The 14,769-nt window shown below is 74.3% G+C and carries 13 protein-coding genes; 6 read left to right on the forward strand and 7 right to left on the reverse strand.

Annotated features, from left to right (window positions below):
* Nucleotides 1-137 precede the first annotated feature (137 nt).
* From ACFYT9_RS17700 to ACFYT9_RS17720, 5 genes are all read right to left on the reverse strand, one after another.
* The gene (locus ACFYT9_RS17700; protein ID WP_376605638.1) at nucleotides 138-674 is read right to left on the reverse strand and encodes an NUDIX hydrolase family protein; all 537 of its coding nucleotides are present in this window, start codon (nucleotides 672-674) and stop codon (nucleotides 138-140) included.
* Nucleotides 675-756: 82 nt separating this feature from the next.
* Nucleotides 757-1,605: a carbohydrate ABC transporter permease gene (locus tag ACFYT9_RS17705; protein ID WP_389164675.1), complete on the reverse strand. Its 849-nt coding sequence runs from the start codon at nucleotides 1,603-1,605 to the stop codon at nucleotides 757-759.
* Nucleotides 1,602-3,005 carry an ABC transporter permease subunit gene (locus ACFYT9_RS17710; RefSeq protein WP_389164677.1) on the reverse strand — a complete coding sequence of 468 codons (1,404 nt, stop codon included), beginning with the start codon at nucleotides 3,003-3,005 and terminating at the stop codon, nucleotides 1,602-1,604. Before ACFYT9_RS17710 ends, ACFYT9_RS17705 begins: the two co-directional genes overlap by 4 nt.
* Before the next feature lie 12 nt (nucleotides 3,006-3,017).
* Entirely contained in the window at nucleotides 3,018-4,352 is a 1,335-nt protein-coding gene (locus tag ACFYT9_RS17715) for an ABC transporter substrate-binding protein (RefSeq protein ID WP_389164680.1), read from the reverse strand.
* A 180-nt stretch (nucleotides 4,353-4,532) separates the two neighbouring features.
* A complete protein-coding gene (locus ACFYT9_RS17720) occupies nucleotides 4,533-5,870 on the reverse strand; it encodes an ABC transporter substrate-binding protein (RefSeq protein ID WP_389164683.1) in 1,338 nt (445 codons plus the stop codon).
* 165 nt (nucleotides 5,871-6,035) lie between these two features.
* Here ACFYT9_RS17720 and ACFYT9_RS17725 point away from each other — a divergent pair, with 165 nt between their 5' ends.
* The 5 genes from ACFYT9_RS17725 (at nucleotide 6,036) to ACFYT9_RS17745 (ending at nucleotide 11,290) form a co-directional block, all read left to right on the forward strand.
* Nucleotides 6,036-6,542 carry a PadR family transcriptional regulator gene (locus tag ACFYT9_RS17725; protein ID WP_389164684.1) on the forward strand — a complete coding sequence of 169 codons (507 nt, stop codon included), beginning with the start codon at nucleotides 6,036-6,038 and terminating at the stop codon, nucleotides 6,540-6,542.
* On the forward strand, nucleotides 6,539-7,312 hold the full coding sequence (locus ACFYT9_RS17730; RefSeq protein ID WP_389164687.1) for an ABC transporter ATP-binding protein: 774 nt from the start codon (nucleotides 6,539-6,541) through the stop codon (nucleotides 7,310-7,312). Before ACFYT9_RS17725 ends, ACFYT9_RS17730 begins: the two co-directional genes overlap by 4 nt.
* A gap of 46 nt (nucleotides 7,313-7,358) precedes the next feature.
* Nucleotides 7,359-9,698 carry an FtsX-like permease family protein gene (locus tag ACFYT9_RS17735; protein ID WP_389164690.1) on the forward strand — a complete coding sequence of 780 codons (2,340 nt, stop codon included), beginning with the start codon at nucleotides 7,359-7,361 and terminating at the stop codon, nucleotides 9,696-9,698.
* 118 nt (nucleotides 9,699-9,816) lie between these two features.
* Nucleotides 9,817-10,734 (forward strand): ADP-ribosylglycohydrolase family protein, encoded by a 918-nt coding sequence (locus ACFYT9_RS17740; RefSeq protein ID WP_389164692.1) that lies wholly within the window; start codon nucleotides 9,817-9,819, stop codon nucleotides 10,732-10,734.
* Nucleotides 10,735-10,843: 109 nt separating this feature from the next.
* The gene (locus tag ACFYT9_RS17745; RefSeq protein WP_376602363.1) at nucleotides 10,844-11,290 is read left to right on the forward strand and encodes an SRPBCC family protein; all 447 of its coding nucleotides are present in this window, start codon (nucleotides 10,844-10,846) and stop codon (nucleotides 11,288-11,290) included.
* Nucleotides 11,291-11,408: 118 nt separating this feature from the next.
* On the opposite strand, the gene ACFYT9_RS17750 is transcribed toward ACFYT9_RS17745, so the two are convergent.
* On the reverse strand, nucleotides 11,409-12,494 hold the full coding sequence (locus ACFYT9_RS17750) for an AI-2E family transporter (RefSeq protein WP_376602362.1): 1,086 nt from the start codon (nucleotides 12,492-12,494) through the stop codon (nucleotides 11,409-11,411).
* 105 nt (nucleotides 12,495-12,599) lie between these two features.
* Here ACFYT9_RS17750 and ACFYT9_RS17755 point away from each other — a divergent pair, with 105 nt between their 5' ends.
* Nucleotides 12,600-13,184 carry an amphi-Trp domain-containing protein gene (locus ACFYT9_RS17755; protein WP_389164694.1) on the forward strand — a complete coding sequence of 195 codons (585 nt, stop codon included), beginning with the start codon at nucleotides 12,600-12,602 and terminating at the stop codon, nucleotides 13,182-13,184.
* A gap of 69 nt (nucleotides 13,185-13,253) precedes the next feature.
* Here the strand turns inward: ACFYT9_RS17755 and ACFYT9_RS17760 are convergent, their stop codons facing one another.
* Nucleotides 13,254-14,585 carry an FAD-dependent monooxygenase gene (locus ACFYT9_RS17760; RefSeq protein ID WP_389164697.1) on the reverse strand — a complete coding sequence of 444 codons (1,332 nt, stop codon included), beginning with the start codon at nucleotides 14,583-14,585 and terminating at the stop codon, nucleotides 13,254-13,256.
* Nucleotides 14,586-14,769: the final 184 nt, after the last annotated feature.

Consider the following 14,769-nt stretch of genomic DNA (forward strand, 5'->3'; position numbering starts at 1 on the left):
GCCCCCCCCCACCCCCCCCAGGCCCCCCCCGGCCGGGCCGCCGCGGGGCCCCCCCCCCCGGGGGGGCCCCCCCCCCCCCCCCCCCGGGGCCCCGCCCCGGGGGGGGGGGGCCCGGGCCGCAGTCGTCGGAACCACGTTCAGTACGTGACCCCCACATGGGCCAGCGCCTGCTTCAGGAGGACGCCGTGGCCTCCGGGCATCTCGCTCTGGACGGCCAGGGAGGCGGCCTCGTGGGGGCTGAACCAGACCAGGTCGAGGGCGTCCTGGCGGGGGCGGCAGTCGCCGCTCACCGGAACGATGTAGGCGAGCGAGACGGCGTGCTGGCGCGGGTCGTGGAAGGGCGTGATGCCCGCGGTCGGGAAGTACTCCGCGACCGTGAAGGGCTGGAGCGAGGCGGGCACGCGCGGCAGGGCCACCGGGCCGAGGTCCTTCTCCAGGTGCCGCAGCAGCGCGTCCCGGACGCGCTCGTGGTGCATCACGCGTCCGGAGACGAGCGTGCGGTTGATCGTTCCGTCGGCGCCGATGCGGAGCAGCAGTCCGATGCTCGTGACCTCGCCGCTGTCGTCCACCCGCACGGGGACCGCGTCGACGTAGAGGATCGGCATCCGGGCGCGGGCCGTGTCCAGCTCGTCCGAGGTCATCCAGCCGGGCGTGGTCTCAGTCATGTCAGACATCGCCTGATCATACTTTCCGTCACGGCTCCTCCGCTCTGATTCCGGCATCCGCCGTTCGGGTGGCTCCGGCGGGAGCCGTCGGCTATTTGACCGAACCGGCCATCACCCCCTGCACGAAGTGCTTCTGGAAGGCGAAGAACACCACCAGCGGCACGACGAGGGAGAGGAACGCCCCCGGCGCGAGGACCCCGATGTTGCTGCCGAACTGCCGCATCTGCGACTGGAGCGCCACCGTCAGCGGCTGGGACTCGCCGTCGGCGAAGAGCAGCGCCACCAGCATGTCGTTCCACACCCAGAGGAACTGGAAGATCGCCAGGCTCGCCAGTGCCGGCCGTCCCAGCGGCAGTATGAGTTGCCGGAAGATCCGCCACTCGCCGCCGCCGTCGAGCCGGGCCGCCTCCAGCATCTCGCGGGGGATCTCGGCGAAGAAGTTCCGCAGCAGGAAGACGCCGAACGGCAGCCCGTACGCCACGTGGAAGAGGACGACGCCGGCCACCGTGCCGAACAGGCCCACGGCGCCGAAGAGCTTGGCCACCGGCAGCAGCCCGATCTGGACGGGGACCACCAGCAGGCCGACCACCACCAGGAACAGCCAGTCCCGGCCGGGGAAGTCCAGCCAGGCGAAGGCGTATCCGGCGAGGGCGGCCACCCCGACGACGAGGACGGTGGTGGGCACCGAGATCAGGACGGTGTTCCAGAAGGCCTGGACGAGCCCCGAATCCTCCAGCAGGGCGCGGTAGTTGTCGAAGGAGAGCTGTGAGGGCTCGACGATCGACGTCCACCAGCCGTCGGCGGCGTTGTCCCGCTCGTCCCGGAGCGAGGAGAGCAGCAGGCCCGCCAGCGGCGTGATCCAGACGAGGGCGACCAGGACGAGCAGCGACTGCACCGCCGCGCTCCCGAGCCACCGGGTGACGCGCGTGGGCTTGTTCATGAGCCGCCGCCCTTCCGGAACCGCCGGATGTTGAAGACCATCGCCGGGACGACGAGCAGGAGCAGCAGCACGCTGAGGGCGCTGCCGAGACCCTGGTCGTTGCCGCCGCCGAAGGAGACCAGCCACATGCGGGTGGCGAGCACGTTCGCGTCCTCCTGCACCGGGCCGGGGGCGATCACGTAGACGAGGTCGAAGACCTTCATCACGTTGATGACCAGGGTGACGAAGACGACGGTGAGGACGGGGGCGAGCAGCGGGACGGTGATCCGGCGGAAGATCTGCCGTTCGTTCGCGCCGTCGACCCGTGCGGCCTCCAGGACGTCGCGGGGGAGGGCCGCGAGCCCGGCCCCGATCAGGACCATGGAGAAGCCGGTCCACACCCACAGGTACGCGCCGATGATCGCCGGGGTGACGAGCGTAGGGCCGAGCCAGTCGACCCCGCCGTACCCGGCCGCGAAGTTGTCGGCCGGCACGCGCAGCCGGTACGTCCCGTCGGCGAGCCCCTCGAAGCGGAAGGTGCCGTCGGCGGCCGTCCGCGCCGACGCCACCGCCTCGCCGTCCCGGACGGCCTCGACGGTCATCCCGGGCAGCCCCTTCTCCCGCCCGTCGACCACCCCGGGCCGGCCGCCGGTCCCGGGCGTGAAGTCGAGGTAGACGGTCCCGGTCAGGGAGCCCGGTTCCGTGGCCGGGGCCCGGGCCGGCGCCGCGTCCCCGGGTACGGCCCCGGGGGCGACGCCCACGAAGGGCAGGGCGGCGGCCGAGCCGGGCCGGAGCTCCCCGGTCGTGTAGCCGCCGTCCGGTCCGCCGGTCAGGCCCTGGCCCTCCCGGGCGCGGGCGGTCGGATAGGGGGCGGGTGCCTCGAAGGCGTCATGGACGCCGACCACCACCGCGTTGAGGACGCCCCGGTCGGGATCCTGCTCGTACGCCAGCCGGAAGACGATGCCCGCGGCGAGGAACGACACGGCCATCGGCAGGAACAGCACCAGCTTGAACGCGGTCGCCCAGCGGACCCGCTCGGTGAGAACGGCGAGCAGGAGTCCGAGGCCGGTGAGCAGGACGGGGGCGACCACCACCCAGATCGCGCTGTTGCGCAGGGCCTTCAGCGTGGCCGGGTCGCGGACCATCTCCACGTAGTTGTCCAGGCCCACGAACCGCTCCCCGCCCGCGTCGAACAGGCTGCGGCCGGCGGAGAAGACGACCGGGTAGGCGACGAGCGCGCCGAGGAGCAGGAGCGCGGGCAGGGCGAAGGTGGCGCCGAGGAGCCGCCTTCTGCGCAGGGCGCGGCGCCGCGGGTCCACCGCGGCGCGCGCCTTCGGCGGCCGGTCCCCGACGGACCGCCGGTCCTCGGCGGCCTTCGGGTCCCCGGCGGGAGGCCCTTCCATGGCGGGCTGCCGTTCCATGGCGGTCCGGCCTCAGTTCCCGTACGCCTTGGCCGCCGCGGCCTCCAGGGCGGCCGCGGTCCGCTTCGGGTCCGAGGGGTCGCGGAGGAAGTCCTGGAGGAGCTTCCACTCGCCGGCGCCCTTGGTTCCGCCGAAGGCGGCCGGTGCCTGGTCGGACATGTCGAAGCGGACCGAGTCGCCCGCGGCGACGAGCGAGGCGGCGGTGGCCCGCGCGGTGTCGTCGGCGTACGCCTCCGGCTTCACGTCCTTGTTGGGGGAGAGGAAGCCGCCGGCCCCGGCCCACACCTCGGCGGCCTCCGCGGTGGCGAGGTACTCGACGAGCTTCATCCCGGCGTCCGCGCTCTTCGCGTCCTTGAGGACGACGGCCGCGTCGCCGCCGCTGACCACCGGGGCCTTCCCGCCGCCGACCGGCGGGAAGGGGAAGAACCTGGCGTCCTCGCCGGGCTTGCGGCCGAACTCGTCCTTGGCGACGCCGCCGACGAAGTCGCCCTCGTACACCAGGGCGGCCTTGGGCTCGGGGCCGAAGACCTTCTCCACGGAGCCGGGGAAGTCGGTGCGCAGCGCCTCGGCGGCGCCGCCCGCCACCAGCCGCTCGTCCTTGAAGACCTCGGCGAGGGTGGTGAGCGCGGTGACGACGCTGGGGTCGGTCCACTTCAGTTCGTGGCGGGCGAGCCGGTCGTACTTCTCCGGTCCCGCCTGCGACAGGTAGACGTTCTCGAACCAGTCGGTGAGGGTCCAGCCGTCCTCGCCGGCGACGGCGAAGGCGGGCCTGCCGGAGTCGGCGAGCGTCCGGCCGGCCGCGAGGAGTTCGTCCCAGGTGCCGGGCTCGGTGACCCCGGCCTGTTCCAGCGCGTCGGGGGCGTACCAGACGGTCGACTTGTGGGCGGCCTTGAAGTACAGCCCGTAGAAGGTGCCGTCGACGGTGCCGTAGTTCTTCCAGACCGGCGCCAGGTTCCCGCCGGCGGTCGTGGCGGTCTGCTCGGAGAGCGGCTTGAGCCAGCCGGCCTCGGCGAACTGCTGGAGGACGCCGACCTGGGGGACGAGCACGACGTCGGGGGCGTTGCCGCCCTCGATCTTGCTTCCGACGAAGGTGGAGACGTTGTCGCCGGAGGGGACGAAGACGGTCTTGGCGCCGGTCTTCGCGCTGAACGCGTCGAGGACCTTCTTGAAGTTCTTCTGCTCGCCGCCGGTCCACACGCCGGCGACCGTGACGGTCGTGCCGGCGAGTTCGCCGCCGGACTTCGGGGTGTCGCCGCCACCGCCGCAAGCGGTGGCGGTGAGTGCCAGGGCGAGGGCCGCGGAGAGTGCGCCGGCGGCACGGAGGGTGGTGCGGGAGGGTCGTCGCATGGTCGTCCTTCCTTCGCAGCAATGCCTACATGTTAAGTAGCAATGACGAAAGCATGTCAACCATGGCGACTCAACACGCTTGATCTGCCTCATGATTGGGAAACTCAAGGAGGGCAAGGAGAACCCCTCTACCTAACGTGTAGGTAGAGGGGCCGAGGGAAGGGAGGGACGGTCGTGACGTCAGGAACCGACGGGGGCCGCCGCCGTGTCCCGCCCCTCGTGGGGGATCGCCGCCAGCTCGCGCGTCAGCCGCCGCACCCCCTCCTCGGGCGAGGTCCGCAGCGCCAGCACGTCCTGCGCGACCGCCTGCACCGCCAGACTCACCTGGTCGTACCGCGCGCTCTTGGGGCGCGGCACCGCCGCCAGCACGCTCTCCCGCAGGATCGGCAGGTACGGATGGGCCGCCACCAGCTCAGGATCCGTGTACAGCGAGGCCCGCACCGGCGGCAGCGACCCGCGCGTCAGCACCTGCCGCTGCACCCGCTCGCTCGTCAGGTACGCCAGGAAGTCGCCGGCCGTCGCCGGGTGCCGCGACCGGGCCGACACCGCCAGGTTGGAGCCGCCCAGCACGCTCGTCCCCGGCCCGTACGGCCCCGGCAGCGGCGCCGCCTCGAACCGTCCCGCCACCGCCGACCCCGGCCGGCCCGCGTCCGCGTACACGTACGGCCAGTTCCGCAGGAACAGCAGCCGCCCCTCCTCGAACGCCGCCTTCGACTCCTCCTCCTTGAACCGCAGCGCCTCCGCCGGGATCCACCCCTCCCGCACCCCGCCCGCCAGGAACGACAGCGCCGCCCGGGCCGCGTCCGAGTCCACCCCCACCCGTGCGCCCTCCTCGCGCAGCACCGTCCCGCCCGCCGATTGGATCGCCTCCGTGACGTTCACCGTCAGCCCCTCGTACGGCAGGAACTGCCCCGCGTAGCCGCCGATACCGTGCTCCGGCGCCAGCGTCCGCGCCAGCCGCGCCAGCTCCGCCCAGGTCCGCGGCGGCCGCTCGCCGGCCGCGTCCAGCACGTCCTTCCGGTAGTACAGCAACCCGGCGTTGGTCACGTACGGCACCGCGTACAACCGCCCCCGGAACGTCGCCGTCCCCACCACCGGCGGCAGGAACGCCGCCAGGTCGAAGCGCTCATGCTCCAGCGGCGCGATCAGCCCCGCCGCCGCGAACTCCGACGTCCACGCCACATCGATGTTCAGCACGTCGAACCGGCGGCTCCCCGACCGCAGTTCGCTCAGCATCTGCGCCCGCGTCTCGTCCGCCGAGTCCGGCAGCTCCACCAGCGTCACCGGCTCCGCCGGCCGCCCCGCGTTCCACTCCTCCACCAGCGGCGCCAGATAGTCCGTGAGATCCCCCGCCGTCACGAACGTCAGCGCGCCCCGCCCGCCGGCCGGCCCCGCACCCGACGGCGGCGCGCCGCCGGCGCACCCCGCCAGCAGGACCGCCGCCACCAGCACGACCCGGCCCACGCCCCTGCCCGCAGCCTTCCCGGCGGTCCTCCCCGCGGACCGGATCCACCCCATGCGTTCCTCCCGGACGTGGTGCCGAACGCGACGACCCATCGTGACAGACCCCCGCCGCGCCCCATCGGTGATACTGGTCCGGCGGACCCGGCGACCGCCGGTCCACCGGCCCCCGGGCCGCCACCACCGGGCCGGGAACGGCGCACGACACAGAAGGGGGAGCGCGTGCGGCAGCAGCTGCTGGCACTCCTCACCCGGGGCCCCGCCCACGGCTACGAGCTCAAGCAGGGCCTTGAACAACTCCTCGGCTCCGCCTACCCTCAGCCCAACGTCGGCCAGGTCTACGTGACCCTCGGCCGACTGGAGAAGAGCGGACTCATCGAGGGCGAGGACGTCGAACAGACGGGCCGCCCCAACAAGCGGATCTACCGCCTGACCGACGCCGGACGGGAGGCCGTCGCCGCGTGGTTCGAGGACACCGCCGACGAACCCCGGGTGCGCGACGGATTCTTCATGAAGATCGCCCTCGCCCCCCTCACCGGAATCGCCGACCCGATCGCCCTGATCAACCGGCAGCGGCGGCAGCACCTCAACACCATGCGCAGCCTCTCCCGCCTCGCCGCAGCGGAGGACCGCGACAACAAGATCGCCCACCTCCTCATCGAGGGCGCCATGCTGCACCTCCAGGCCGACCTCGACTGGCTGGAGCGCTGTCAGGAGGAGCTCGAATGACCGACGCGGGGACCGCGGGGAACCCGCCCCCGCCGGGGGCGATCGTGCACGCCGTGGGCCTGACCAAGACCCACCACGGCGACCGCGCCCCCGTCCACGCCGTCCGGGGCGTCGACCTCACCGTGCGCGAGGGCGAGTTCGTCGCCGTCACCGGCCCCTCCGGCGCCGGCAAGTCCACCCTCCTCCACCTCGTCGGCGGCCTCGAACGCCCCGACACCGGCCGCCTCTGGATCGGCGGCGAACGCGTCGACGGCCACGGCGAGGCCCGCTGGGCCGTCCTGCGCCGCCGGAAGATCGGCGTCGTCTTCCAGTTCTTCAACCTCGTCTCCCACCTCACCGTCGCGGACAACGTCGAACTCCCCGCCCTCCTCGCCGGCGCGAGCCCCCGCGCCGCCCGCGCGAGCCGCGACGAGCTCCTCGCCGAACTCGGCCTCCAGGGGCGGGAGAACGCCCTGCCCGGCGCCCTCTCCGGCGGCGAGCAGCAGCGCGTCGCCCTCGCCCGCGCCCTCGTCAACCAGCCGGCCCTGCTGCTCGCCGACGAACCCGCCGGCAGCCTCGACAGCAAGGGCACCCGGGACGTCCTGCGGCTCCTCGCCCGCTTCCACGCCCGCGGCCAGACCATCCTCATGGTCACCCACGACGCCCGGATGGCGAGCGCCGCCGACCGCGTCATCAGCTTCTTCGACGGCCGCGTCACCGACGACGCCACCCTCGGCGACCCCGCCCCCACCCGCCCGGGGGTGACCGGCGTGCTCGACCTGAAGGACTGACCACGACCGAGGAGGAGAGCCGAAGCGGCGACGAAGGGAAGGCGACATGCGCGCGACCTGGCGATGGGTCCACTCCGACCTCCGCACCCACCGGGGCGAAGCCCTCTTCGCCGTCCTCGCCAGCGCGGGCGTCATCGCCTCCCTCCTCCTCTCCGCCGCCCTCCTCAGCTACGCCGTCAACCCCTGGCAGCGCGTCTTCAACCAGTCGCAGGGCGCCCACGTCTGGATCCACGGACGCGACGGCGGCGACGGCTTCGATCCACAAGCCCTCGCCCCTCTCGCCTCCCTCGACGAGGTCGCCGCCCTTTCCGGACCCTTCGAGACGGCCGCCGCCACCCTGGAGACCGGCGGGACCCGCGCCGGCGTCGTCCTGCGCGCCGCCGGCACCCGCCCGCCCGACACCGCCCGCCCCCTCCTCACCACCGGCCACTGGCTCGCGCCCGGCGCACCCCGCGACCAGATCGTCCTGGAGCGCACCCTCGCCCGCACCCTGTGGGCCGAACCCGGCGAAACCGTCACCGTCACCCTCACCGGCCGGCACGGCCCCACCACCCGCACGCTGTACGTCTCCGGCCTCGCCGAGACCGCCGAACCCCGCTACCGGGCGGGCCGTTCCGACGGCATCGGCTGGATCCTCCCCGACACCCTCGACCGCCTCGCCCCCGCCACCACGGGACAGACCGCGGGACTCCGCCTCAAGGACCCCGACGACACCGACTACACCGTCCAGCGCGCCGTCACCCTCCTCGGCGCCGAACGCATCGACCAGGTCACCAAGTGGCAGCAGGCCAAGGCCGACATCGGCGGCGACGACCGGCTCCTCGGCCAGATCTTCGCCGCCTTCGGCCTCGCCGCCCTGCTCGCCGCGGCCGTCGCCGTCGCCGGCGCCGTCCGGGCCCGGATCAGGGGACAGGCCGGCGACATCGCCGTCCTCAAGGCCGTCGGCTTCACCCCCGGCCAGGTCGTCCGCGGCTTCCTCCTCCAGCACCTCGGCTTCGCCGTCGCCGGCGCGGGACTCGGCACCGCCGCCACCCTGGCCTGCGGACGGTGGATACCCGGCCGGATCGGCGACGCCGTCGCCCTCTGGCCCCGGATGCCCGGCCACCGCGCCGCCGTCGTCGGCGTCCCCGTCGCCGCCGTCCTCCTCATCGCCGCCGCCACCGCGCTCGCCGCCTGGCGCGCCGGCCGCGTCCCCCCGGTCCCCGCCGCCCGCTCGGCCCACCCCGCCGCCCGGCCGCTCTCCGCGCTCGGCCGCCGTGCCCTCGGACTCCGCGTCTCTCCGGTCCTCGTCCTCGGCTGGCGCTCCGCCTTCACCGCACCCGGCAGCGGCCGGGCCCTCGGCTCCACCGCCCGGCTCGCGCTCCCGCTCGCCCTCATCACCGTGGCCCTCGTCGCCTGGACGACCCTGGGCCAGTTCCGTACCGACCCCGCCCGCGTCGGCCGGGCCGCCGCCCTCACCGTACGCATCGAACAGCCGCCCGCCGCCGACCTCGCCGCCACCCTGAGGGCGGTCCCCGGCGTCGCCGACGCCGTCCCCGGCGCCGAGTTCGTCGCCCTCGTCCCCGGCCAGACCGGCACCATCACCCTCCGCGGCCTCGGCACCCGCACCGCGCCCCACCCCCACACGGTCGTCGAGGGCCGGGCGCCCGAAGGCCCCGACGAGGCCGTCGCAGGGCAGGGCCTCCTGGACCTCCTCGGCGTACGTGTGGGGGAGTGGGTACGGATGACGGTCGAGGGCCGCCCGCAGATCCTGCACCTCGTCGGCCGCAGCATCGAACCCGACCACGGCGGCCGGGTCGTCTCCACCACCCTCGACACCCTCCGCGACGGCGCCCCCGGCCTCCGCCCCGCCTTCCACGCCCTCGTCCTGCGCCCGGCCGCCGACCCGCGCGAGGTGGCCGCCGCCGTGGCCGCGGCCGTCCCCGTACCCGTCGAGGTCCGCGGCACGGCGGACCCGGCGGACGGCGGGGACGCGCCCCGGGGCGTCCTCGCCGCCCTCGTCGCGGTCCTCGCCCTCATCGCCCTCGTCGAACTGCTCACCCTCATCGGCACCGGGGTCCGCGACCGGGTCCGCGACCTGCTCGCGCTCCGCGCCATCGGCCTGACGCCCCGCCAGATCGGCGCCGTCGTCGTCACCTCCGCCGCGCTCACCACCCTGGCCGCCGCACTGCTCGGTGCCTGCGCCGGAGCCGTCGCCGGGCGGTTCCTCGTCGACGCAGAGGCGGCGGCGACCGGCCTCGGCGCGGGCGTGGCCCGACTCCCGGACCCGGCCGCCCTCACCGCCCTGGTCCTCACCGTCACCGCCGCCGGCGCCCTCGCCGCCCTGACACCGGCCGTCCGCACCGCCCGCCGCCGTCTGGTCGACTCGGCCGGCGAGACGATGTAGCCCGCCCCGGGCAGAGGACGGGACCGCGGGCCGGAGGAGGACCGCAGGGAGCGCGGCCCCGGCGCCGACGCCCCGAAACCAGGTGCCCGACCGGCCACCCCGCTGGTCTACTGCTCCGATGACCGAGTCACCACCCGCCGTACGGGACGCACTGCACGGGCTCGCCTTCGGGGACGCCTTCGGCGACCGCTGGTTCCGCATCCTCCGCCGTGAAGGCGAGGCGCCCCTGGCGGCCCGCGTCCTGCCCGCGGAGACGCCGTGGCGCTGGAGCGACGACACCGCCCAGGCCCTCGTCCTCGTACGCGAACTCGCGGCGGGCGCCGGCGCGGTCGACCAGGACCGCTTCGCCCTGGCCCTCGCGGCCGCCTACGCCGACGACACCCACCGCGGCTACGGCGCCTCCATGCACGACGTCCTGCGCCGCATCGGCTCGGGCGAGCCCTGGCGGGACGTCGTCGCCGGTCAGTTCGGCGGGCAGGGCTCCTGGGGCAACGGCGCCGCCATGCGCGTCGCCCCGCTCGGCGCCTGGCACGCCGACGACCTCGACACCGCGGCCGAGCAGGCCGCCCGCCAGGCCGTCGTCTCCCACCACCACCCCGAGGCGGTCGCCGGAGCCGTGGCCGTCGCCCTCGCCGCCGCGCTCGCGACCCGCAGCCGCGGCGGCCCCGCACCGGCCCGCCAGGCCTTCCTCCTGGACGTCGCCGCACGCCTCCCGGAGAGCGACGTCCGGTCCGGCCTGCGCATCGCCGCCCGGATGACCGGGCGGACCTCGGTACGCCACGCCGCCGAGGTCCTCGGCTCCGGCTACCGCATGTCCGGACCCGACACGGTCCCGTACGCCCTCTGGTGCGCGGCCGGACACCTCGACGACCTGCACGAGGGCCTGTGGGCGACGGTCGCGGGGCGCGGCGACATCGACACGACCTGCGCCGTCGCCGGCGGTGTGATCGCCGCCCGGACGGGCACCACCGCCCTCCCGGACGCCTGGCACGCGGCCCGCGAACCCCTCCCGGCCGCCTTCGGGCAGCGGCCCTGACCGGCGGTGCGTCGAACGGCCGGAACCCGGAGGACCTGTGACGATGAGGGTGTCCCACCTGATGCTCTCCGGGTTCTCTCCGGGTTCCGCGTGTGAAGGAGGAGTCGTCATGTCCGGCCAGTTCGAGGCGTCCGTCGACGTCGCCCGGCCTGTCGACGAGGTGTTCGCGTACCTCGCCGACGGGCGGAACGATCCGCAGTTCAGCCCCCGTGTGCTCCGGATCGAACGGATCCCCGAGGGCCCGACCGCCGTCGGCACCGTCTTCCGGAGCACCGTCAAGGACGCCGGGATGAAGACCGCGCGCACCTTCCGGATCACCGCTTTCGAACCGCCCCGGACGCTGCGCTGGGCCGAGGAGTCCAAGAACCTGGTGACGGCGGCCCGCGGCGGCTACGACCTGGAACCGCTGCCGGACGGCGGTACCCGGGTCCGCATCCACAACGTCCTGGAGGGCCACGGACTCGGCAAGCTCCTCGTCGGCCTCGCGCTCGCCGCGGCCCGCAAGGACGCCCCCGCCTTCGGGCAGCGCATCAAGACCGCGATCGAAGCGTCCTGAGGGCGGGGCGGGGCGGAGCGGAGCGGGCCGGGGCAGTTGGGCGGGCCGGGCGGCACCCGCCTGGGTGCCCCCGTCGTCACCCGGGCGGGCGCCTCCGCCTCATCCCGCTCCCGCCTCCTCATCCCGCTCCCGCCTCCTCGGTACGCGCGCGTGCCTCCCGTCGCAGCGTCGTGTAGACCGACCACACCACCGACACCAGGGGCACCGCCACCACCGCCCCGACGATGCCGGCCGCGATCGACCCCGCCACCACCGAGATCGCCACCACCAACGGGTGGAGCCGTACCGCCCAGCTCATCACCAGCGGATGCAGCACATGGCCCTCGATCTGGCCGATGACGACGATCAGCGCCACCACGAGCCCCGCCACCAGGGGCCCCTTCGCCGCGAGCGCCACCACGGCCGCCACCGCCAGGGCGATCGGCGACCCGATCAGCGGTACGAACGCCGCGGCGAACTCCAGCAGCGCCAGCGGGACCGCGAGCGGCACGCCGAGGAGCCACAGCGCGAACCCGACCAGCACCGCGTTCACGGCCGCGACCAGCACGATCCCGTGCGTGTACCCCGTGAACGTACGCCACGCGGCCCGCCCGCCGATGGCCACCCGCCCCCGCGCAGGCTCCGGCAATTGCTCCTGGAACCACGCCCACTGGCGGTCCCCGGAGTGGAGGAAGAACACCGAGGCGAACAGCGCCAGGGCGAGCGTCGTCAGGACGGCCACCACGTGGTGCGCGCCGCTGACGGCCTCGCCGATCAGCGTCGAGCGATGGCTGGAGAGGAACTGCCCGATCCGTGCCTGCATGTCCGTCAGGGCCCCGGGACTCAGGTGGAACGGCGGGGCCTCCAGCCACCGTTCGATGCGGCCGAGACCGTCCCGGAACTCCCGTACCAGCGTGGTGCGCTCGCCCGCCACCGCCTCCCCGACCAGGGCGAGCACGCCCAGGACCAGCGCCAGCCCGCCGAGCAGGGTGAGGGCCACCGCGAACCCGCGCGGGATGCCGCGCGCCACGACGTCCGCGACCGGCCGCAGCAGAGCGGTGACCACGAGGCCGAGGAAGAGGGCCACGCCGATCTCGTGGAACCGGCCGAGGAGGGCGAACAGGGCGTAGACGAGGAGACCGACGACGAGCAGCCGCCACGCGTACGCGGCGACCGTGCGGAGGAAGGGGGCCACCCGGGGCGACCCCGCTGACTGCTGCTGCATGGCCGACGGCTACCACCGCGACGAGGCCCGTCCGCGCGCGCCGCACCGAGTCCGCCCCACCTTCACCCGGCCAGCGGTCGACCAAGATCAATAGTATTGTCCGCAATGTACGACACCGTGCGACGACCGGAGGCCGTCATGAAGGACTTCAAGTACGAGCGCAAGCGCTCGCTCTCCCGGGCGGAGGCCGCCGACCAGCTGTCCTCCCTCGCCGCCGCGCTCTGGGCGGGCGGCGAGGCGGAACTCGACTGGGGCGGGGGTGTGCTGAACCTCCGGATCCCCGACGACATGCGCGGCGAGGTCGAGCTTTCCGTCGAGGATGGCGAGGTCGAGCTGGAGGTGGAACTCAAGTGGCCTATCGCCGCCGAGGGGAAGTCGCCGGCGAAGAAGCCGACGGCTAAGAAGACGGCCGCGAAGAAGGCAGTGGCGAAGAAGGCGGCCGCCAAGAAGGCGAGTGCGAAGAAGGCCACCGCCAAGAAGGCCACCGCCAAGAAGGCGTCCGCGGAGAAGCCGGCGGCCAAGAAGGCATCCAGCACGAAGAAGGCCGCGGCCAAGAAGGCGACCGCGAGGAAGGCCACCGCCAAGAAGGCCCCGGCCAAGACGGCCAAGCCGGCGAAGTCCGCGAAGCCCACCAAGCCGACGAAGTCCGCCAAGTCCGCCAAGTCCGGGAAGGCTCCCGCCAAGCGGTAGTGATCCGCGGCATGGGACGGGAGCCCGGGAGGACCACGCCCTCACCCGCCGACCGGCGGGACCCCCGCGTCAGCCGCGCAGCAACACGCGCGCCGCCCGGGCGAGGAGCCGGGGATCGGTCAGGGCCTTCGGCGGGTCCTCCATGTTGACCACCCTCATATAGGCGGCGTTGACGTCGGAGTCGCGCACGGACGCCTCGGTGAGCCGGTCGGCGACCCACTTCTGGGCCCGGTAGCCGCGCGGGTAGGGGCCGGTGACGTGGGGCTGCGCCAGGTCGGCGGCGGTGGACAGCTGCCAGGCCGCGTCGACGGCGGCCTCGGCGAGCCGGAAGTAGCCGAGGGCGGGGGCGTGCGGGCCGGGAGCGGTGCGCAGATACGCGGCGAGCGCGTCGGCCTCCAGCGCGGCCAGCGTCAGGCCCTGCCCGTACACCGGATTGACGCTCGCCAGCGCGTCGCCGACCACCACGAGTCCGCCGGGGAAGCGCCGGAGCCGGGAGTGGACCCGGCGCCGGCTCTCGACGAAGCGGTACGTGACGACGTCCTCGATCATCGTCGCCTCCTCGGCCACCGTGCGGATCGGCTCGACGCAGCGGCGCATCCGGCGGAGGAACTCGTCCGGGTCCGGTCCCGGACGGTAGTCGGCGTACCCGGCCAGGACGACCGACCAGCGCTCGCCCTCGACGGCGGCGAGCGCCCCGGGCTCGGTCACCTCGGCCCGGTAGTCGCTCGCGGGGCCGGGGCTCGAATGGGCGATGACCGTGCTGCCGAGTTCGCCGCCGCGCTGGAAGGAGGCGGTGGCGTAGCCGAGGTCGATCCGCATCCGGTCGACGGGCGCCTCGTCCCAGCCGTGGCGGGTCAGCCACTCGCCCAGCCTGCTGTTCCTCCCGGTGGCGTCGACGACGAGGTCGGCGGTCAGCTCCTCACCCGCCGGGCGGCCCTCGGCGGGGTCGGCGCCCGGCGCGGTGGTGACGACCCCGGCCACCCGCTCGCCGCGCAGGAGGAGGTCGGTGACCTCGGCCCGGACGAAGCGGACGGTGGCGAGGCGTTCGACCCGGCTGCGCAGCCGGCTCTCCAGGAAGGGTCGGGTGGCGCCGAGCATCCGCGACTCGGCCACCGGGGCCTTGAGCCTGCCGTCGACGTAGAACCGCACGTCCTCGCCCTCGCCGAGCCGCGCCCCGCCCTTCACGAGTTCGTCGGTGAGGCCGGGGAACCAGCGTTCTAGCCTGCGATGGCCCATGGAGAGCAGGGCGTGGAGCTGGCGCCGCTGCGGGGTGCGCCGCCCGAGCCCGTCCTCACCGATCGCGTCCGGCTCGACGACGACGACCTCCTCGGCGTGCTCGCTGAGAACGCGGGCCGCGAACAGCCCCGCGTAGCTGCCACCCATGACAACGGCCCGCTGCACCTACGACCCCCACCCGGTTCAGCGCCCCGGGCCCGGGCGACCGGGCGCCGTGCGCACGACGACACGGTCCGTGACCCTACGGCACCTCCGCGGGCCGGGCGAGCCCTCTCTCGATCTCCTGTATACCAAAGCGTTGCCCCCTTGAGGCGACGTGCGCCCGCCTGCTCGCTGTATGTGCGTGATG

This window comes from Streptomyces sp. NPDC004435 (genome assembly GCF_042873895.1).
GTDB lineage: Bacteria > Actinomycetota > Actinomycetes > Streptomycetales > Streptomycetaceae > Streptomyces.